This window comes from Streptomyces sp. NPDC039424 (assembly GCF_055639495.1).
Genome location: NZ_JBVKAI010000025.1, coordinates 1 through 20,572, shown reverse-complemented (window position 1 = coordinate 20,572; position 20,572 = coordinate 1). Strand labels below are relative to the sequence as shown.

Here is a 20,572-nt window from a genome sequence, read left to right as displayed (position 1 = left end):
GGAGGGGGTGGATGGGCCTGTCAAGAACCTTGGCAGCGGTAAAGATCCGAGGAAAGGTCAGGGCAGGTCAGTTGTCGCCGTCGCCCGCACCAGGATCTTCCCCGTGTTGCCACCCCGCAGCATCAGCAGGAAGGCCTCCACGATCCGCTCGAACCCGTCCACCACCGTCTCGTCCGCCACCAGCGCCCCGCTGAGCAGATGTGGCACGGCGAACTCGTACAACTCCTCCTGCACGTCCCGGTAGCCGCTCACCAGGAACCCCTCGACGCGCAGGCTCTTCTCCACGACATCGGCGTGGTTGAACACCACGGGCGGCGCGTCCGGGGTGTTGTACTGGCCGATCGTGCCGATCCGCACCACCCGCCCACGCTCCCGCAGCGCCCCGATCGCGGCGCCGAGGTGTTCGCCGCCGACGTTGTCGACGAAGACGTCGATCCCGTCGGGGGCGGCCCCGGCGAGGAGTTCGGAGACCGGGCCGGTGTGATAGTCGAAGGCCGCGTCGTAACCGACCACCTCCGTCAGGTACTTCACCTTCCGCGCGGAGCCCGCGCTGCCGACGATCCGGCCCGCGCCCAGCAGCCGCGCGAAGCGTGCCGTGGCCGTCCCGACGCCGCCCGCCGCGCCCGAGACGAACAGGTCCTCGCCCTCGCGGAGCCGGGCGATCCGGGTCAGGCCGACGTACGCCGTCAGCCCCGTGCCGCCGAGCACGCTCAGGTACGCCGACAGCGGCACCCCGCTGTCATGGGGGAGGTGTCTGACCTCCTCGGGGCGGACCAGCGCGTGGGTGCGCCAGCCGTGCCGGTGGAACACGATCTCGCCCTCGGGCAGGGACGGGTGCCGGGAGGCGACGATCCGGCCGAGGGCGCGGCCCTCCAGCGGGGCGTTCAACTCGAAGTCCCCGTCCATCATTTCGCGGTGGTATGGATCCACGGACCAGTAGAGGTTCTCGACCAGGGCCGTACCGGGGCCGGGTTCGGGGACCGGGGACTCGGCGAAGCGGAAGTGGCCGGGGGTGGGGAAGCCGGTCGGGCGGGCGGTCTGCTGCACGGTGAGCGCGATGTCGGTCATGGCGGCCGACCGTAGGCAGGAATGCGGGGGCCGGGCAGAGGGTTGCGCTCATGGAACCGACCGGTCCATGAATCACCCTCATAGCAGCAGGTGGGAGCGTCCGAGTGAGCTCAGTCGACCTTGCCCCGCAGGAGCTGCGGACCCTGGTGGCCGTGGCCGCCGAGGGCGGCTTCTCGGCCGCCGCCGCACGCCTGGGTACCACCCAGTCCGCCGTCTCCCACGCCGTGCGCGGCATCGAACGCAAACTGGGCGTCGTGCTGTTCGAGCGCGGCCGGTACGGCGCCCGGCCCACGGCGGCCGGAGAGCGGGCGGCGGCGCACGCGCGCCGGGTGCTGCGGATGCTGGACGCCCTGGTGGCCGAGGCCCGGGGGGCTGCCGCCGGGGAGGTCGCGGGGCCGCTGCGGATCGCCGCGTTCCGCAGCGCCGCCCTGCATCTGCTGCCGGCCGCCCTGGAACGCCTGACCGCCCGCCACCCCGGCCTGGAGACCACCGTGACCGTCGTCCGGGAACTGGGCGCCGGTACGGCCGGCGAGGTGGCCGAGGGGCGCGCCGACCTCGGCATCGTCACCCTCGGCGCCGGGGCCCCGCTGCCGCTCGGCCTGGTCGGCGATGTGCTCCTGGAGGAGCCGTACTCCCTGGTCCACCCGGCCGGACATCGGGCGCCGCGCTCGCTGCCGCTGGTCGACTGGATGGAGAACTGCGGCTCCTACACCCGCGCGTGGTGGGCGGCCCAGGACTGGATCCCGGCCGCGACCGTGCGCGCCGAGGACGACGGGGCGGTGCTGTCCATGGTGGGCAGCGGTCTCGGCATGGCGATCATGCCCGCGCTGTCGCTCACCGGCGCCCCGCCCACGGTCGAGATCACCGGCCTCGGACCCGGCCGTCCGACCCGTTCCGTCGGCTATGTCACCACCCCCGAACTGGCCACCACGGCGGCCGTCCGGGCGCTCGTCCGGGAGCTGCGCGCACTGCGTCCCCGTACGACGAAACCGCAGGTCACGGCGGTGTGACCCGGTCCACCGTCTCAGATAGTAGGAAGTCCGAGTAATTGTGCAGACAGAAGCGTGCCGCTCCCTTACTTTTGTAGGAGCCGAACGTCTCGCTCGATCCAGCGAATGGCGGTCGTGAGCCGGGCCCCGCGCAGGCAACCCCTGCGGTCCGCTCCCCGCCCCACCCGGCGTCTCGCAACCCCCCGTCTTCCGCACTCCCGTGTGTCGAAGGAGTCGATCACCATGGCCGAGACGACCGTCCGCCGCCGAGTCCGCCACGTGTCCCGCACGAGCGATTCCGACCGCAAGAACGCCGCCGCCGCCCTCCAGCGCGCCCTCGACCGCCGCGACAACGGCGGCGAGACCGGCCACTGAGCCGGCCCGCCGCCCCACCAGCCGGGAGCCGCACCCGTTCGAGGTGCGGCGCGGCCTCACCCGCCGCGTCGCACCTCGAAGTGGTCCACCCGCTTGCCGTCCTGCGCCAGCGCCGACACCTTCAGCCTCGGGGACGCGCCGGCCCGGGCCTGAACCGACAGCAGTGAGAAGCCGGTGTACCGCACCCGCGACCACTCCACCGTCTCCGCCTGCGGGACCTTCCCCTCGGCCCAGTGGAAGGTCTTGACCGCGTCGTGCCGGGTGACGTGCCCCTCGTAGCTGTCCTTCACGCCCGACGGGAACGAGTAGAGGTTGCGGCCACCGCCGCCCGCGGTGACGTACACGATCCCGTCCCGCGCCGGATCCGTGGACCCGCCGACCGGTACGGTCCGGCCGATGCGGCCCTTGCGGAGGGCGTCCGTCCGCTCGTACACGTGGTTGTGCCCGTTGATCACCAGGTCCACCCGGTGCTTGTCGAACAGCGGCAGCCACTCCTTGCGGATACCGCCGTCGGAGGCGTGCGTGGAGGTCGAGTAGGCGCAGTGGTGGAAGAAGACCACCACGAAGTCCACGCCCTTCGCCGCCCGCAGCTCACCGAGCCTCTTGTCCAGCCACTTCGTCTGCCTGCCGCCGGTGAGGCCGAGGTTGGCGGGGATCTCGTACGACACGTCGTTCGCGTCCAGCGCCACGAAGCCGACGTTGCCGTACGTGAACGCGTACACGCCCGGCGACCCGTGCGGGTCGAAGCCGCTGTCCGGGAGGGAGAAGCGGGCCAGCTGACCGCCGTAGCCGTCCGGGGAGTACCAGGCCTCCATGTCGTGGTTGCCGGTGGTCACCATCCACGGCACCGACTTCGCCACCGGCTCGTTCTGCTTCAGGAACAGGTCCCAGAACGTCGGGTCGTAGCCGTCCTGCTTCGAACCGGCGCCGTTGACGTCCGCGTAGCAGATGTCGCCCGCGTGCAGATGGAAGGCCGGCTTCAGCCGCAGCAGCAGATGGTCGTTGGCGTTCGCACCGGTGCCGACGCCCTGGTCGCCGAAGGCGGTGAATACGAAGCTCTCCGGCGTCGCGGGCGCGGTGCGGAAGGAGGCGATCGTCGAGCGGTGGGCCGGAGAGGCGGGGTCCCAGCCCTCGTGGCCGACGCCGTAGTAGTACGTCGTGCCGGGCCTGAGACCGTCCAGGGCCGCGTGCACGTAGTACTGCTCGACCGCGGGCCGCACCCCCTGCACCCCGGGCGTGTGCAGAGGGCGCACCTCGGCACCGACCCGGCGCCCGAGGTCGTCCGGCCGCAGACCGACCCGCACATACGGCCGCTTCACCGCGAACGGCACCTGCCAGGAGATCCGCATCCGCGTCTTCGGATCGGCCCCGAACGCCAGATGGCGGCCGAACGGGGTGACGACCGAACCGGGCACACGGGAGGTCGCCGGGGCCGGGGCGCCCGCGGTACGGGACGGCGCCGCCGTACCCCCGCAGCCGGTCAGCAGCCCGCCCGCCACCGCGCCCGCCGTCACCAGCGTCCGGCGCCGGGTCATCCGGGCGCGCAGGTACTCGTACTGCTCGGCCATGCTCATCCGCTCCACGAGCCGCCGCGGAATGCCGAAGTCAGGGGTCTCCATGTCGACAGAAGTTCCCAGCGAATCCCAACACCGGCCCCACATACGGGTGAACGGCGGCCAACAGGATGACGCCCACCGCCCGCCCCGGGGCGCCTGCCCATGTCCGCATGGCGGACAGACCATGTCATCCCATGGGACGAGGGGTAGGGTGCCGACATGTCTCGCAGCATCGATCTCGCAGTGATCCCCGGTGACGGCATCGGTCAGGAAGTCGTGGCCGAAGGCCTCAAGGTCCTCTCCGCCGTCCTTCCCGAGGACGTGAAGCTGGAGACCAAGGACTACGACTTCGGCGCCCAGCGCTACCACGCCACCGGTGAGACCCTCACCGACGCCGACCTCGACGCCCTGCGGCAGCACGACGCCATCCTGCTCGGCGCGATCGGCGACCCGTCCGTGCCGTCCGGCGTCCTGGAGCGCGGCTTCCTGCTCAAGCTCCGCTTCGCCTTCGACCACCACGTCAACCTGCGCCCCTCGAAGCTCCTTCCGGGTGTCGCCACCCCGCTGGCCGGCGAGCCGCAGATCGACTTCGTCGTGGTCCGCGAGGGCACCGAGGGCCCCTACACCGGCAACGGCGGCACCATCAGGAAGGGCACCGAGCACGAGGTCGCCACCGAGGTCTCCGTCAACACGGCCTTCGGTGTCGAACGCGTCGTCCGCGACGCCTTCGCCCGCGCCCAGGCCCGCCCGCGCAAGAAGCTCACGCTGGTCCACAAGAACAACGTGCTGACCTTCGCCGGGCACCTGTGGACGAACATCTTCAACAAGGTGGCCGAGGAGTACCCCGAGGTCACCACCGAGTACATCCACGTCGACGCGGCGACCATCTACCTGGTCACCCAGCCCGAGCGCTTCGACGTCATCGTCACCGACAACCTCTTCGGCGACATCATCACCGACCTCGCCGCGGCCGTCTCCGGCGGCATCGGCGTCGCCGCCTCCGGCAACATCAACCCGAGCGGCGAGTTCCCGTCCATGTTCGAGCCCGTCCACGGCTCGGCCCCGGACATCGCCGGCCAGGGCAAGGCCGACCCCACCGCCACCGTCCTGTCCGTCGCCCTGCTGCTGCGCCACCTCGGCTACGAGGCCGAGGCGACCCGGATCGAGGACGCGGTCTCCGCCGACCTCGGCGAGCGCGCCCAGCTGCCCGCCCGCTCCACCTCGGAGATCGGCGACGCCCTCGCCGTACGAGTAGCCGGCTGACCCCGCCGAGCTGTTCGAACGTTTTCGAAGCCGCCGGGTCGCATCCGCACTCGGCGGCTTCCCCCATGTCCCCGCCGGGTGCCACCATCATCCCCAGGGCCGCAATCACCCCTATTCCTACCCGCCGCGCCCTTCGCGAGATAATCGAACGCGGAGCCGCGGTATGAGGGAATGCTCGGACGTCCTAGCACTGGCCGGAAGGCCGTACGGGCGTGAGCGCGGCCCGTCACTACAACCGGTGAAGGACAAGCACTCATGACGACGCCCACGATCGAGCTCAAGCCCTCCGCCCGCCCGCTGCCCGCCGCGGAGCGCGAGGCGATCCTGGCCAACCCCGGGTTCGGCCGCCACTTCACCGACCACATGGTGACGATCAAGTGGACCGAGGGCCGGGGCTGGCACGACGGCCAGCTCGTTCCGTACGCGCCGATCCCACTCGACCCGGCCACCAACGTCCTGCACTACGCCCAGGAGATCTTCGAGGGCCTGAAGGCCTACCGCCGCCCCGACGGCTCCGTCGCCACCTTCCGCCCCGACCAGAACGCCCAGCGCTTCCAGCGCTCCGCCCGCCGCCTGGCCATGCCCGAGCTGCCGGTCGAGACCTTCATCGAGGCCTGCGACGTCCTCGTCCAGCAGGACCAGGACTGGGTGCCCGCGCACGGCGGCGAGGAGTCCCTCTACCTGCGCCCCTTCATGATCGCGACCGAGGTGGGCCTGGGCGTCAAGCCCGCCAACGAGTACCTCTTCATCGTGATCGCCTCCCCGGCCGGCGCCTACTTCCCGGGCGGCGTCAAGCCCGTCTCCATCTGGGTCTCCGAGGACCGCGTCCGTGCCGTCCCCGGCGGCATGGGCGACGCCAAGACCGGCGGCAACTACGCCGCCTCCCTCCTCGCCCAGGCCGAGGCCGCCGCCCACGGCTGCGCCCAGGTCTGCTACCTCGACGCGGTCGAGCGCACGTGGGTCGAGGAACTCGGCGGCATGAACCTGTACTTCGTCTACGGCGCCGCGTCCAACGAAAAGCCGGTGATCATCACCCCCACCCTCACCGGCTCGATCCTGGAGGGCGTCACCCGCGACTCCCTCCTCGCCCTCGCCCGCGACCTCGGCTACGAGGCCCAGGAGGGCCGCGTCTCGGTCGACCAGTGGCAGCGCGACTCCGAGAACGGCACCCTCACCGAGGTCTTCGCCTGCGGCACCGCCGCCGTCATCACCCCGGTCGGCACGGTCAAGCGCTCCACCGGCGCCGAATGGCAGCAGTCCTCCGGCGAACCCGGCGAGGTCACCCTGAAGCTCCGCCAGGCCCTGCTGGACATCCAGCGCGGCGTCACGGCGGACGAGCACGGCTGGATGCACCAGCTCAGCTAGAAGTCACCCGTTCCAGTGACAGGGCCGCCCCGGACTCCGCGTCCCCGGCGGCCCCGCCACGTGGGGCGGCATCACCTGTCCGCCAACCCCGCCCTGCTGGAGATCGGCTGCCGCGGTGCGCGCGGGCGCGAGGGGCCCAACGAGGGGTGCGCAGGGTGCGGCGCGGTCGTGGCGACCCTGTTCAGCGACTGCACCGGCCCGTGCGAGACGCACTTCCTGCCTGACGCCGTACGGGTGGTCGCCGCCTGAGAATCGCCGCCCCGGAGACGTGAGTTGAGCGCGGGACCCGCCTCGGCGGGAATCCCCGGCCCGCCCTCCGGGCAGTAACGGCCCATGGGACGACAACACTGGAAGAAGATCTGGGTCGGCTCGGCGGGCAACATGGTCGAGTGGTTCGACTGGTTCGTGTACGCGAGTTTCGCCACCTACTTCGCCGGAGCGTTCTTCCCGAGCGGCAACCCCACCGCCCAACTGATGAACACGGCGGGCATCTTCGCCGTCGGGTTCTTCATGCGCCCCGTCGGCGGCTGGCTGCTGGGCAGAGTCGGCGACCGCAAGGGCCGCAAGGCGGCGCTGACCCTCACCGTCACCCTGATGTCCGCCTCCGCGATCCTCATCGCCGTCGCCCCCACCTACGCGGTGGCCGGATACGGCGGCGCCCTCGTCCTGCTCGTCGCCCGTCTGCTCCAGGGACTCTCGGTCGGCGGCGAGTACGCGGCCAGCGCCACCTACCTCACCGAAGCCTCCGACCCGCGCAGGCGCGGCTTCGCCTCCAGCTTCCAGTACGTGTCCATGACCGCCGGCCAGATCATCGGCCTCGGCCTGCAGATCATCCTCCAGCGCACCATGTCCGACGACGCCCTGCACAGCTACGGCTGGCGCATCCCCTTCGTCGTCGGCGCGCTCGGCGCCGCGGTCGTCTTCTACCTCCGGCGCAACATGCTGGAGACCGAGGTGTACGAGGAGGACGCCTCCCACGCCGAGGAGCGCGGCACCCTGCGCGCGCTGTGGCGGCACCGGCGGGAGGCGTTCCTGGTCATCGCCCTGACCATGGGCGGCACGGTCGCCTACTACACGTACACCACCTACCTCACCAAGTACCTGTCGAACTCCGCGGGCCTGTCCAAGGAGACCGCGACCCTCGTCTCGTTCACCGCGCTGATCGTCTTCGCCTGCCTCCAGCCGCTCGCGGGCGCCCTCTCCGACCGCATCGGCCGCCGCCCGCTGCTGATCACCTTCGCGGTCGGCTGCACCTTCCTCACCGTGCCGATCATGACCCTGCTCCAGCACGCGGACAGTTACTGGCCCGCCCTCGGCCTCGCCCTCCTCGCGCTCGTCGTGGTCACCGGCTACACCTCGATCAACGCCTGCGTGAAGGCGGAACTCTTCCCGACGAGCGTGCGCGCGCTGGGCGTGGCGCTGCCGTACGCCATCGCCAACGCCCTGTTCGGGGGCACCGCGGAATACGTCGCCCTGTGGTTCAAGAAGGCGGGCATCGAGTCCGGCTTCTACTGGTACGTGGCGGGCTGCGCCGCGGTCTCCCTCGTGGTGTACGTCACCATGCGGGAGACCAAGGACCTGGACCTGGCCCGGGTGAAGGCCCGCGAGGCGTCCGCCGTGACGACCGCATCCTGAGACGGTCGGTGAGCCGGGGGCAGGCCTGTGCCAGACTGCCCCCGTGCTCTCGTTCGCCATGATTATTGGCAGCAGGCGCGCCGGTCCGCAGTGACCACCACGTACGACCAGGTACGGGTGGCCATCGTCGTCCTCGACCCGCGCGCAGACCTCTCGCACCCGCGAGGGGTTTTTTCGTTTTCCGGCCCACCTTCAGCCGGGGACGGAGCGCGAGGGACTATGAGGGGACGGTGGAGCCGGTCATTCCGGTAAGACCGAGATTCATAACAGGAGCCTTGAGACCATGACCGAAACCAGCCGGCCGGACGACTCGTTCCACGTCTTCGACACCACCCTGCGCGACGGCGCCCAGCGCGAGGGCATCAACCTCACCGTCGCTGACAAGCTGGCCATCGCTCGGCACCTGGACGACTTCGGCGTGGGCTTCATCGAGGGCGGCTGGCCCGGCGCCAACCCGCGGGACACCGAGTTCTTCGCCCGCGCCCAGCAGGAGATCGACTTCCAGCAAGCCCAGCTCGTCGCCTTCGGCGCCACCCGCCGCGCGGGCGCCAAGGCCGCGGACGACCCCCAGGTCAAGGCCCTGCTCGAGTCCGGCGCCCCGGTGATCACCCTGGTCGCCAAGTCGCACGACCGGCACGTGGAACTGGCGCTGCGCACCACCCTGGACGAGAACCTGGAGATGGTCCGCGACACCGTGTCCTTCCTGCGCGAGCAGGGCCGCCAGGTCTTCGTCGACTGCGAGCACTTCTTCGACGGCTACCGGGCGAACCCGGAGTACGCCAAGTCGGTCGTACGCGCCGCCTCGGAGGCCGGCGCCGACGTGGTCATCCTCTGCGACACCAACGGCGGCATGCTCCCCGCCCAGATCCACGCCGTCGTCTCCACGGTCCTCGCCGACACCGGCGCCCGGCTCGGCATCCACGCCCAGGACGACACCGGCTGCGCGGTCGCCAACACCCTCGCCGCGGTCGACGCGGGCGCGACCCACGTCCAGTGCACGGCGAACGGCTACGGCGAGCGCGTCGGCAACGCCAACCTCTTCCCGGTCGTCGCGGCCCTGGAACTGAAGTACGGCAAGAAGGTCCTCCCCGACGGCCGCCTGCGCGAGATGACCCGCATCTCCCACGCCATCGCCGAGGTCGTCAACCTCACCCCCTCCACGCACCAGCCCTACGTCGGCGTCTCCGCCTTCGCCCACAAGGCGGGCCTGCACGCCTCCGCCATCAAGGTCGACCCGGACCTCTACCAGCACATCGACCCCGAGCAGGTCGGCAACACCATGCGGATGCTGGTCTCCGACATGGCGGGCCGCGCCTCGGTCGAGCTCAAGGGCAAGGAGCTCGGCGTCGACCTCGGCGGCGACCGCGAGCTGGTCGGCCGGGTGGTGGAACGCGTCAAGGAACGCGAACTCCAGGGCTACACCTACGAGGCGGCCGACGCCAGCTTCGAACTGCTCCTGCGCTCCGAGGTCGAGGGCAGGCCCCTGAAGTACTTCGAGGTGGAGTCCTGGCGGGCCATCGTCGAGGACCGCCCCGACGGCACCCACGCCAACGAGGCCACCGTCAAGCTCTGGGCCAAGAGCGAGCGCATCGTCGCCACCGCGGAGGGCAACGGCCCCGTCAACGCCCTGGACCGGGCGCTGCGCGTGGCCCTGGAGAAGATCTACCCCGAGCTGGCCGCCCTCGACCTGGTCGACTACAAGGTCCGCATCCTGGAGGGCAAGCACGGCACCCAGTCCACCACCCGCGTCCTGATCTCCACCTCGGACGGCAAGGGCGAGTGGTCCACGGTCGGCGTCGCGGAGAACGTGATCGCGGCTTCCTGGCAGGCGCTGGAGGACGCGTACACGTATGGCCTCCTCCGGGCGGGCGTGACCCCGGCGGAGTAGCCACAGTGGAGGCATGACCGCAGAACAGAGGGACTTCCTGACCCGGGCCCGCGCGGCGACCAGGCTGCCGGCCCGGGACCTGGACCGGGCCCGGCGCTTTTACGCCGAGCGGCTCGGCCTGGAGCCCGTCGACGAACGGCCCGGCGGACTGCTGTACCGCTGCGGTGGCGTGGACTTCGTGGTCTTCCGCTCCACCGGAGCCTCGCCGGGCACCTTCACGCAGATGGCGTGGGAGGTCGACGACATCGAGGCGGCCGTGGCGGAGCTCAGACGGCGCGGCGTGGTGTTCGAGGAGGTCGACACGCCGGGGTTCCGCACCAGGGACGGGATCGCCGAGGTCGAGGGGAACTACCCGAGCAAGGGCGCACGGGGCGAACGCGGCGCCTGGTTCCGGGACAGCGAGGGCAACCTGCTGGGCATCGGCCAGCCGGTCCTCTGACCACGCACCCCGGCGTCCTCCCGCGTCAGTCGCCGCGCCAGAGGTTGTCGAAGGCCGCCTCCTCGATCTGACGCCGCTGCCGCACGGCCTCCAGTTCCGTCACCGCGTCGTGGACCACGTCCAGCACGGTCACGACCGCCTCGCCGGCGTGCTCCGCGATCTCCTCGGCGGGCTCGGCGGGCTCGTCACGAAGGCCCACCGCGGACCCGAGGGCGGCGAGGACCGGTTCGCCCGAGGCCCAGCGGTCGGCCGCCCGGCGCCGGGCCGGCGAGTGGGCCGGTGCCGCCCGGCCGCCCCTCAGGGGCAGCCAGCGGTGACGCTCCCCGGAGGGCTGCTCCTCCGCCTCCAGGGCCGCGACATAGGCGGAGGCCAGGCCACGCCCCCGGCGCCACAGCCAGTCCTCGACCGACTCGTACGGGGTCTGCCGGACGAGGGAGGACATCGCACCGTCCAGCAGCCGGTCCTCCATGGCCCACTGCGCGCCGGGCACGATCAGGTCGCCGTCCAGGGTGAGGGCCCCGGCGCCGATGAGGTCGACCAGCTCGGCTCCCGCGAGGGCCAGCGAGAGCTCGCCCTGCGGGACGGGGCGGTCGGCGGCGACGTCGAGGGCGGCGATCAGCAGGTCCTGCGGTGTGGTCATACCACCACCATGCGTTGCCGCAGGGCGATCCGCAGCACGGTCTTGACGACACGAGGGACCGCCAGTTAACTCACGACGTGATCTAAGTCATGAGCGAATCCTGAGCGTATCCGAGTGCCGAGGGAAGGCCGCCCATGCGAAGAACCGCCCTGCTCGCCTCCGCCGCCCTGCTCACCGCCCTGATCCCCCTGGCGTCGGCCCGCGCGGCCGACGACCCGGCCCCCGCCCCCACCCCCGTCGACCGCTTCGAGGGCGAGGTCCCCTTCACCGGCCAGCCCGCCGAGGGCATCTTCACCTGGGGCGGCGACGCCGACGACCCGCCCGCCCTCCGGCTCACCGCCCGCCCCGACGCCCCCGAGGGCGAGAAGGTCCTCACCGGCACCTACGACATCAGCGGCTACGGCGGCTTCACCCACGACTACGCCGCGACCGAGCCCGCCCACGACTGGTCCGCCCACCGGGGCGTCCGCTTCTGGTGGGACGGCCGCGACAACGGCGAGAAGATCGCCTTCGAGATCAAGGACGGCGGCGCGAACGGCGAGGCCTCCGAACTCTGGACGACCTCCTTCACCGACGACTTCACCGGCTGGAAGCAGATCGAGATCCCCTTCGCCGACTTCGCCTACCGGACGGACTACCAGCCGGTCGGCGGCATCGACCACGTCCTCGGCCTCACACAGATGTGGGGATACGCCGTCACGCTCCCCGCGGGCGCCCAGGGCACCTTCGCCATGGACGACGTGGAGCTCTACGGCAAGGCCGACCAGTCCCTGCGCGCCTCCGTCATCACCGACTCCGCCGTGTACCCGGTCGCGGAGGGCGGCACGGCCACCGCCAGGATCTCCGTGGCCACCACCGGCGCCGCCCCCCTCGACCAGCCCGTGACGGTCGCGTACGAGACGGCGGCGACCGGGACCGCCACCCCCGGCAAGGACTACACCCCGTTCTCCGGCACCCTCACCTTCCCGGCCGGCACGGCCTCCGGCACCGCGCGGACCGTCAAGGTCCCGACTCTCCGGGACCGGACGGCCGAGCCCGCCGAGACGATCCCCCTGAAGCTCACGGTGACCGGGGCCAAGGCCCCCGCCGAGACCCCGCAGATCGTCGTCGACGCCCACGGACTGCCGTACCTCGACAGCGGGCTGCCGGTGCGCAAGCGCGTCGCGGACCTTCTGTCCCGCATGTCCCTGGCGGAGAAGGCCGGCCAGATGACCCAGGCCGAGCGCGGGGCCATGACGGACCAGGGCGACATCGCGACGTACGCCCTCGGCTCGCTCCTCTCCGGCGGCGGCTCCACACCGACGCCCAACACCCCCGAAGCCTGGGCGAAGATGATCGACGCCTTCCAGCTCCGCGCCCGGGCGACCCGCTTCCAGATCCCCCTGATCTACGGCGTCGACGCGGTCCACGGCCACAACAACCTGGTCGGCGCCACGATCATGCCGCACAACGTCGGCATCGGGGCCACCCGCGACCCCCGGCTCGCCCAGCGGACCGGCGCGGTGACGGCCGCCGAGGTCCGGGCCACCGGCATCTCCTGGGACTTCGCCCCCTGCCTCTGTGTCACCCGTGACGACCGCTGGGGCCGCTCCTACGAGTCCTTCGGCGAGGACCCGGCCCTCGTCCGATCCATGGAGAGCATCATCCAGGGCCTCCAAGGACGCGCGAACGGCGAGGACCTGAGCCGCGACGACAAGGTCCTGGCCACCGCCAAGCACTTCGTCGGCGACGGCGGCACCGAGTACGGCTCCTCGACGACCGGCACCTACCCGATCGACCAGGGCGTCACCAAGGTCACCAGGCAGCAGCTCGAAGCCGTCCACCTGGCCCCGTACCGGACCGCCGTCGACCGGGGCATCGGCTCGGTCATGCCGTCGTACTCCTCCCTCGACCTCCTCGGCGACGGCCGGGGCCCGGTCAAGATGCACGCCCGCGCGGACATGATCAACGGCGTCCTCAAGGGCCGTATGGGCTTCGACGGCTTCGTCATCAGCGACTGGGCGGCGATCGACCAGCTGCCCGGGGACTACGCGAGCGACGTCCGCACATCCGTCAACGCGGGCCTCGACATGATCATGGTCCCGTACGTCTACAAGGACTTCACCACCACCCTGACCGACGAGGTGAAGGCGGGCCGGATCACCGAGCGGCGCATCGACGACGCCGTCTCCCGCATCCTCACCCAGAAGTTCCGGCTGGGCCTCTTCGAGCACCCGTACGCCGACACCACCGGCGCCGCGCGGATCGGCTCCCCGGCTCACCGGGCCGTCGCCCGGCAGGCAGCCGCCGAGTCGCAGGTGCTGCTGAAGAACTCCGGCGGCCTCCTGCCGCTGAGGAAGAACCAGAAGGTGTACGTCGCCGGATCCAACGCCGACGACATCGGCAACCAGACCGGCGGCTGGACGGTCACCTGGCAGGGCTCCTCCGGCGACATCACCCCGGGCACCACGATCCTCGACGGGATGCGCGAGGCCGGCGGCGGCATCACCTACTCCAAGGACGCCTCGGCACCCCTGACCGGCTACGACGTCGGCGTGGTCGTCGTCGGCGAGACCCCGTACGCCGAGGGCGTCGGCGACGTGGGCAACGGCCACGACCTCAAGCTGACCGCCGCCGACCGGGCCGCCGTGGACAAGGTCTGCGCGGCCATGAAGTGCGCGGTGCTGACCGTCTCCGGGCGCCCCCAGCTCATCGGCGACCGGCTCGGAGAGATCGACGCCCTGGTCGCGTCCTGGCTGCCCGGCACGGAGGGCGACGGCGTGGCGGACGTGCTCTACGGCAGGCGCCCCTTCACCGGACAGCTCCCGGTGACCTGGCCCAGGTCCGAGGCGCAACTGCCGATCAACGTGGGCGACACCGCGTACGACCCGCAGTACCCCTACGGCTGGGGCCTGACCACCCGGACCACGATCCCGCACGGCGGCGACACGACCCTCCGGGCCCTGGCCGCCGCCGCCACGGCGGCCGAGCGGACGGGCTCGGACGAGACCGGCCGCGAGCTGGTCACCAGGGCGCGCCTGATCGTCCAGGCCAGGATCGGACAGGCGATCACCCCGGCGGTGGCGAAACCCTTCGCCGATGCGGACCACCTGCTGCTGACCGGCCGGTACGGGGAGGCGCTCCGCAAGCTGCGGGAGGCATACCGAGCGGCATGACAATCACACGAGAGTGACCATATTTGGGAGGCTTCGGGTAGTTTCGAACCATGAAGGGTCGAACTCCGAAGGGTGTCGTACGGACCCGAAGCCTCCCCGTGCTGCTGCTGGCCCTGGCGCTGGCCGTCCTGACCGTGTTCGCGCCCCGGGCGACGGCGGCCACCGGCGTCTCCACGATCGCCGAGGCCCTCCGCAAGAGCCCCGTCTACGTCGACCCGGCGGCCTCCGCCCAACTGTCCACGTCCGACGCCGGCACCCTGGCCAAACAGATCAAGAACGCCGGAAAACCCCTCTTCATCGCCGTCCTCCCGGCCGACTACCCCACCCGCGACCTCTTCACCGACCTGCGCACCGCCACCGGCATCACCGGCCTGTACGCCGTCCGCCTCGGCGACCGCTTCGACGCCCGCGCCGACTCCTCGGTCCTGTCCCGCACGGCCGTACGCAACCTGGTCACCAGCGTCCAGGGCGAGAACGCCGACACCCAGCTCACCGACTTCACCGACCGCGCCCTGGCCAACATGGGCGGCAAGGCCCCCTCGACCTGGGGCTCCTCCACCGGCAGCACCGGCGTCTCCACCACCGCCCTCGTCACCACCGCCGCCGTCCTGGTGCTCTGCGGCGCCGGCGCGTACGGCGTCGTCCGCCGCAACCGCCGCCGCCACGCCGAGGAACAGCGGGCCGCGCTGGACCGCCTGCGGGTCGTCGTGGACGAGGACATCACCGCCTTCGGCGAGGAACTCGACCGCCTCGACTTCCACCCGGCCGAGGCCGGCGCCGACGACGCCATGCGCGCCGACTACGAGCGGGCCCTGGACGCCTACGAGAAGGCCAAGCAGTACATGGCCGACGCCCGCAGACCCGAGGACGTCCGCCCCGTCACCGAGGCCCTGGAGGACGGCCGCTTCTCCCTCACCCAGCTCGCCGCCCGCCGCGAGCGCCGCCCCCTGCCCGAACGCCGCCCACCCTGCTTCTTCGACCCGCGCCACGGCCCCTCCACCACCGACGCCACCTGGACACCCCCCGGCGGCGCCTCCCGCGAGGTCCCCGTCTGCGCCGCCGACGCCACCCGTCTGGCCGACGGCCGCGACCCCGTCATCCGCGAGGTCGACACCGACTACGGCCGCCGCCCCTACTGGGACGCGGGCCCCGCCTACGGCCCCTGGGCAGGCGGCTACTTCGGCGGCGGCATCCTCCCCGGCCTCCTGGTCGGCACCCTGCTGGGCAGCATGATGTCCGGCCCCGCCTACGCGGCGGACTACGGCGCCGGCTACGGGGACTTCGGCGGCGGCTACGAGGGCGGGGACATGTCCGGAGCGGACTTCGACACCGGCGACTTCGGCGGCGGGTTCGGCGACAGCGGGGGAGGGGACTTCGGCGGGGGCGGAGGCGGCGGCGACTTCGGCAGCTTCTGAGGCCGGCGGTGGTGAACGGAGCCCCGGCAAGATCGTGCGGGCGGGGTTTGCATGTGGGCGTGGGGGCCGCCCGCTTCTTGGTCATTGTCGTGCTTCCGCGACCCGAGTAAAGGGCGCTTCGCGTCGGCTGCGCCGATGGCCCTGCGGGCCACCCTTGACTCGGGCCGCTCCAGCACGGGTGAGAAGCGAGCGAGCGGCCCGGAAAGGCGGGGGCCCGGGCGGGGTTTTCCCTTGAGTGGGCTGCGGTCGCGTCCGGGGTTGGGGGCGCGGTCGCGCCTCGCCTGCACGCCGGGTGGGCTTAGCGGCGATCGGTGGGGGGAGTGGGCGTGCGCGTCAGGCGGGTGGCGGCACGCCGGGCTGGCTTAGCGACTTGCGGCCGGTGGGTGGGGGCGCGAGGGGCGGGTGGTGGCACGGCGGGGCGGCTCAGCGACTTGCGGCCGGTGGGTGGGTGGGTGGTGCGCGTCCGGCGGGTGGCGGCACGGCCGGTGGGCGTGGCGGCTTCCGGTGAGTGGGACGACTCCACACCCGCCCGCCCCCTCGTCCCACAAGCCCCATCAGCCCCATCAGTCCCGCGTGGCGAGCAATTGGAGGACTTGGGCCACGCCCGGGAGGCAAAGACGCAGGTGGCCGAAGCCAGACGCGGCCCAAGTCCTCCACTTGCCTCCGCCGCAGCCGCTCCGCACCGCCCAACCCCCACCCCGCCCGATATGCCCGAGCCCGGGAGCCAACAAGCCACCGACCGCAAGCCGCTGAGCCGACCCGGCGTGCCGCCACCGGCCGGACGCGTACCACCCACCCCCCGGTCCCCGCTGAGCCGACCCGGCGTGCCGCCACCGGCCGGACGCGCACCACCCACCCACCGGTCCCCGCTAAGCCCACCCGGCGTGCCGCCACCCGCCCAGCGCGCCCCCGCACCCCCCACTCACCGATCGCCGCTTAGCCGACCCGGCGTGCAGGCGAGGCGCGACCGCGCCCCCACACCCCGGGCCCGGGACGCAGCCCACGCAAGGGGAATCAAGACCCGGGACCCCGCCTTTCCGGGCCGCTCGCTCGCTTCTCCCGCGTGCTGGAGCGGCCCGAGTCAAGGGTGGCCCGCAGGGCCATCGGCGAAGCTGACGCGTAGCGCCCTTTACTCGGGCCGTGGAAGCACGACAATGACCAAGAAGCGGGCGGCCCCCACGGCCACATGCAAACCCCGCCGACGAAACCCACCCCATGTAGGACCGGTCCCGTCCTGTACGCCCCTTTCCTGTACGCCCCTTGAGCTCGGAGCGGCCAGGCCGGCGGACGCCGTGGGCTCACGCGTTCTTGATCGCCGAGATGTCAAAGTTCAGCTTGATCTTGTCGGAGACGAGGACGCCGCCGGTCTCCAGGGCCGCGTTCCAGGTCAGGCCCCACTCGGAGCGCAGGATCTCGGCCTTGCCCTCGAAGCCGACGCGCTCGTTGCCGAAGGGGTCCTTCGCGGCGCCGTTGAACTCGAGGTCGATGGTGAGCGGCTTGGTCACGCCCAGGATGGAGAGGTCGCCGGTGATGCGGTAGTCGTCGCCGCCGAGGGCCTCCGCCTTGGTGGAGCGGAAGGTCATGGTCGGGAACTCGTCGGTCTTGAAGAAGTCCGACGACTTCAGGTGGCCGTCGCGGTCCGGGTTGCCCGTGTCGATGCTGTCCATCTTGACGTCGATCGAGGCGGTGGACCCGGCCGGGTCGGCGCCGTCCAGGTGCAGGGTGCCGGTGAAGTCGAGGAACTTGCCCTTGACGTTGGTGACCATGGCGTGGCGGGCCACGAAGCCGATCGTGGTGTGGGACGGGTCGATCGTGTAGTCGCCGGTCAGTGCGGCCAGCTCGGGGTTTACGGCGGTCGGCGCCGCGGCGGGGGTGGTGTCGGTGTCAGCGGTGTTCTTGCGGCCGAAGATGCCCATGACGTGCTCCTTGGGGGACGGATCGCCGGTGATTCGCCGGTGATGTTGAATCTTCAACGAGGTCAACGAGAACGACCGTAGACCTATTCCGTTCAAGTTTCAACATCATCGGCCGGCGTGTTGTGTCCACTACCGAGTGTCGCCCCGCCGCCTGCTTCCGGCGCCGCCGAGGAAGGAGTAGACGGCAGGGGTATGGCATCCACATCCGAAGGTCCCGCCCGTCGCACCCTCCTCGCCGCAGCCTCCGCCACCTTCACCACCTTCCTCACCGCCACCGCGGCACCCCCCCCAGCGGCCCAGGCCGGCCCCGACCCCTACGACACCCTCCGCCACCGCTGGCTCGGCCTCGCCCTCGGCGCCGGGTACGACCCCGCCGCGGAGCCCTATGCCTCCCGCCTCGCCCGGACCGGGGAACTCGCCCGTGCCTTACGGGCCACCATGACCCCGGCCCCCACCTCCCTCTGGCCCGGATACCCCTTCGACCCGCCCTCCGGCATCACCCAGAGCTACAGCCGCCTGTGGACGATGACCCAGGCGTATGTGCAGGACGGCACCGGCTCGACCGGCGACGGCGGCCTCCTCGCGGACGTGCTGCGCGGGCTCGACCATCTCTCCGCCGCCGTCTACAACCCGGCCACCACCCGCTACGGCAACTGGTGGGAATGGCAGATCGGCAGCCCCCGCCTCCTCATGGACATCACGGCGGCCCTGTACGACCGCCTCGGCGCCGACCGGATCGCAGCGGCCTGCGCCGCCGTCGACCACTTCATCCCGGACGCGATGCTCACCGACTACTCCGGCACGTCCACCGGCGCCAACCGCGTCGACCTGTGCCGCGGCGTCGCCCTGCGCGGCATCCTGGGCCGGGCCGCCGACCGGATCGCGCTCGCCCGGGACGCGCTCTCGCCGGTGTTCCCGTACGTCACCCAGGGGGACGGGCTGTACGCCGACGGCTCGTTCGTCCAGCACACCTGGGTCGCCTACTCGGGGACGTACGGGCAGGTCCTGCTCGACGGACTCGGGCGGCTGTTCGCGCTGCTCGCGGAGTCGGAGTGGGAGGTCACCGATCCCGGCCGGCAGAACGTCCTCGACAGCGTCGAGCGCGCCTACGCGCCCCTCATCCACGACGGGTTGGTGATGGACGGCGTCAACGGGCGTGCCATCAGCCGCGGTTATCTGCTCAGCGACGATCAGCACGTTATGCGCGGCGACCACTTCCACGGGCAGCAGCTCATCGCTGCCCTGGCCCTGCTGGCGGCCGGTGCGAGCGCGGCGGAGCGGGAGCGGTGGTACGGCCGGATCAAGGGATGGATCGAACGGGACACGGTGGCACCTCTCCTGACGGCCCCTCAGTTCGGTGTCGCCGATCTCGCCCGGCTGCACGCCGTCGCCGGTTCGCCGGTGGCCGCCGCGCCCGAACCCACCGGCCACCGGCTCTTCGCGGCCATGGACCGCGCGGTGCACCGTCGGCCCGGCTTCGTCGCCGCCCTCTCGATGTCCAGCGACCGCATCGCATCGTACGAGTGCGGCAACGGCGAGAACCCGCGCGGCTGGCACACGGGCGCCGGGATGCTCTACTGGTGGCCGTCCGGCCGGAGCGGCCGGTCCGATCAGTACACGGACTGGTTCTGGCCCACGGTGAACTGGTACCGGCTGCCCGGCACCACCGTCTCCACCAAGCCGCTCGCCGACCGGGCCGGCGGTGAGTGGGGCGCCCCCAAGCCGGACGTGCGCTGGGTGGGTGGCACGACGGACGGCGAGTACGCGGCGATCGGCCAGCATGTGAAGGGCCTCGACTCCACGCTGCGGGCCCGCAAGTCCTGGTTCTGCGTTGCCGACGCGGTGGTATGCCTCGGCGCCGGGATCAGCTGCGCCGACGGCGTGCCGGTCGAGACGGTGGTCGACAACCGGAACCTGGGGGAGGGCGGAAACCAGGTCTTCGTACGGGGTCGCCGCTGGGCGTACCTCGAAGGCCACGGCGGCTGGGTCCTGCCGTACGGCGACGGCGATCTGCGCACCCTCCGCGAGGACCGCACCGGCGCCTGGTCCGACATCAACACCACCAGTACGGCCGAGCGGCGCACCCGGCGCTGGCAGACGCTCTGGCTGGACCACGGCACCGACCCCGCGGACGCCACGTACGTCTACGTCCTGATGCCGGGAGCGTCCCGCCGTACGGTCGCCGCCCGTGCCGCCGACCGCCGCTGGCTGTCGGTCCTCGCCAACGACGCCCGTCGGCAGGCGGTCTCGGTGCCCTCCCTCGGACTGACCGCCGGAGTCTTCTGGCAGGCCGCCACGGCCGGGCCGCTCACCGCCTCCGCGGGCGCGAGCGTGCTGGTCCGGCACCGGCGGCGGGGCCGGACGGCTAGGCTCTGCGTCAGCGAGCCGCCACGCACCGGCGAGCCGCTGGAGATCGTCTGGGAGCATCCGGTGCGCTCGGTGCTGCGCGCTGACGACTCCGTGGACATCCTGTCGGCGGGCCGCCGTTTGAGGGTTCGTGTCACTCCTGGGATGGCATGTGCCACCCACGAATGTGAGGTGACTCTCCGGTGACCGCTTTGTGGCGAACCTACAACCCCCACGCCCTCTGAGCAGTCGGAACGGCTGCATCCCGTGGTGGTTCTGTTCAGTGGTACCAGGAAAACGGGCCGGAGACTGTACGGAGTCGACGGCTCGCTTTCCTTGGTGTCCTTCGTAAGGTCGCTACATGACCGTTTTGGAAGAGACGACGGGTGATCCTGCGGACGTGCCGAGCGCCGAGCCGACGGACGCGCGCGGGCGGGTCGCCGAGCTGCACGAGATCCGTGCGCAGGCCGTGGCGGGTCCGAGCGAGCGGGCGACCGAGGCGCAGCACGCGAAGGGCAAGCT

The 20,572-nt window shown here is 71.7% G+C and carries 15 protein-coding genes and 1 pseudogene; 12 read left to right on the top strand and 4 right to left on the bottom strand.

Annotated features, from left to right (window positions below):
- Positions 1 to 57: 57 nt before the first annotated feature.
- The gene (locus ACZ7L0_RS38375) at positions 58 to 1,068 is read right to left on the bottom strand and encodes an NADP-dependent oxidoreductase (RefSeq protein ID WP_471247211.1); all 1,011 of its coding nucleotides are present in this window, start codon (positions 1,066 to 1,068) and stop codon (positions 58 to 60) included.
- 104 nt (positions 1,069 to 1,172) lie between these two features.
- Between ACZ7L0_RS38375 and ACZ7L0_RS38370 the strand changes: the two genes are divergently transcribed.
- Positions 1,173 to 2,078: a LysR family transcriptional regulator gene (locus ACZ7L0_RS38370; protein WP_471247210.1), complete on the top strand. Its 906-nt coding sequence runs from the start codon at positions 1,173 to 1,175 to the stop codon at positions 2,076 to 2,078.
- Between the two features lie 222 nt (positions 2,079 to 2,300).
- Positions 2,301 to 2,432: a hypothetical protein gene (locus tag ACZ7L0_RS38365; RefSeq protein ID WP_294004210.1), complete on the top strand. Its 132-nt coding sequence runs from the start codon at positions 2,301 to 2,303 to the stop codon at positions 2,430 to 2,432.
- 56 nt (positions 2,433 to 2,488) lie between these two features.
- Here the strand turns inward: ACZ7L0_RS38365 and ACZ7L0_RS38360 are convergent, their stop codons facing one another.
- Positions 2,489 to 4,051: a purple acid phosphatase family protein gene (locus ACZ7L0_RS38360; protein ID WP_471247209.1), complete on the bottom strand. Its 1,563-nt coding sequence runs from the start codon at positions 4,049 to 4,051 to the stop codon at positions 2,489 to 2,491.
- A gap of 156 nt (positions 4,052 to 4,207) precedes the next feature.
- Here ACZ7L0_RS38360 and ACZ7L0_RS38355 point away from each other — a divergent pair, with 156 nt between their 5' ends.
- The 6 genes from ACZ7L0_RS38355 to ACZ7L0_RS38330 all read left to right on the top strand — a co-directional run bounded on the left by ACZ7L0_RS38355 (position 4,208) and on the right by ACZ7L0_RS38330 (position 10,578).
- Positions 4,208 to 5,251, top strand: coding sequence for a 3-isopropylmalate dehydrogenase (locus ACZ7L0_RS38355; RefSeq protein ID WP_471247208.1), 1,044 nt, complete (start codon positions 4,208 to 4,210; stop codon positions 5,249 to 5,251).
- A gap of 255 nt (positions 5,252 to 5,506) precedes the next feature.
- Complete coding sequence (locus ACZ7L0_RS38350; RefSeq protein WP_471247207.1) at positions 5,507 to 6,616, top strand: branched-chain amino acid aminotransferase; 1,110 nt, start codon at positions 5,507 to 5,509, stop codon at positions 6,614 to 6,616.
- A gap of 60 nt (positions 6,617 to 6,676) precedes the next feature.
- Positions 6,677 to 6,865, top strand: a complete 189-nt coding sequence (locus ACZ7L0_RS38345; protein WP_471247206.1) for a hypothetical protein — start codon at positions 6,677 to 6,679, stop codon at positions 6,863 to 6,865.
- Between the two features lie 84 nt (positions 6,866 to 6,949).
- Positions 6,950 to 8,251: an MFS transporter gene (locus ACZ7L0_RS38340; RefSeq protein ID WP_471247205.1), complete on the top strand. Its 1,302-nt coding sequence runs from the start codon at positions 6,950 to 6,952 to the stop codon at positions 8,249 to 8,251.
- A 283-nt stretch (positions 8,252 to 8,534) separates the two neighbouring features.
- Positions 8,535 to 10,139 carry a citramalate synthase gene (cimA, locus tag ACZ7L0_RS38335; protein ID WP_471247204.1) on the top strand — a complete coding sequence of 535 codons (1,605 nt, stop codon included), beginning with the start codon at positions 8,535 to 8,537 and terminating at the stop codon, positions 10,137 to 10,139.
- Positions 10,140 to 10,152: 13 nt separating this feature from the next.
- Positions 10,153 to 10,578 carry a VOC family protein gene (locus ACZ7L0_RS38330; RefSeq protein ID WP_471247203.1) on the top strand — a complete coding sequence of 142 codons (426 nt, stop codon included), beginning with the start codon at positions 10,153 to 10,155 and terminating at the stop codon, positions 10,576 to 10,578.
- A 25-nt stretch (positions 10,579 to 10,603) separates the two neighbouring features.
- Here ACZ7L0_RS38330 and ACZ7L0_RS38325 read toward each other — a convergent pair whose 3' ends face one another.
- Complete coding sequence (locus tag ACZ7L0_RS38325) at positions 10,604 to 11,218, bottom strand: GOLPH3/VPS74 family protein (RefSeq protein ID WP_471247202.1); 615 nt, start codon at positions 11,216 to 11,218, stop codon at positions 10,604 to 10,606.
- A 134-nt stretch (positions 11,219 to 11,352) separates the two neighbouring features.
- Between ACZ7L0_RS38325 and ACZ7L0_RS38320 the strand changes: the two genes are divergently transcribed.
- Positions 11,353 to 14,373, top strand: coding sequence for a glycoside hydrolase family 3 protein (locus ACZ7L0_RS38320; RefSeq protein WP_471247201.1), 3,021 nt, complete (start codon positions 11,353 to 11,355; stop codon positions 14,371 to 14,373).
- A gap of 50 nt (positions 14,374 to 14,423) precedes the next feature.
- Positions 14,424 to 15,788 (top strand): hypothetical protein, encoded by a 1,365-nt coding sequence (locus tag ACZ7L0_RS38315; protein ID WP_471247200.1) that lies wholly within the window; start codon positions 14,424 to 14,426, stop codon positions 15,786 to 15,788.
- A 1,298-nt stretch (positions 15,789 to 17,086) separates the two neighbouring features.
- Here ACZ7L0_RS38315 and ACZ7L0_RS38310 read toward each other — a convergent pair.
- Positions 17,087 to 17,704, bottom strand: coding sequence for a YceI family protein (locus ACZ7L0_RS38310; RefSeq protein ID WP_471247199.1), 618 nt, complete (start codon positions 17,702 to 17,704; stop codon positions 17,087 to 17,089).
- A 192-nt stretch (positions 17,705 to 17,896) separates the two neighbouring features.
- On the opposite strand from ACZ7L0_RS38310, the gene ACZ7L0_RS38305 reads away from it, so the two are divergent.
- Both ACZ7L0_RS38305 and ACZ7L0_RS38300 read left to right on the top strand, forming a co-directional pair.
- Entirely contained in the window at positions 17,897 to 20,257 is a 2,361-nt protein-coding gene (locus tag ACZ7L0_RS38305) for a polysaccharide lyase 8 family protein (protein WP_471247198.1), read from the top strand.
- A 154-nt stretch (positions 20,258 to 20,411) separates the two neighbouring features.
- Positions 20,412 to 20,572, top strand: a pseudogene (locus ACZ7L0_RS38300) (methylmalonyl-CoA carboxyltransferase); the annotation flags it as partial.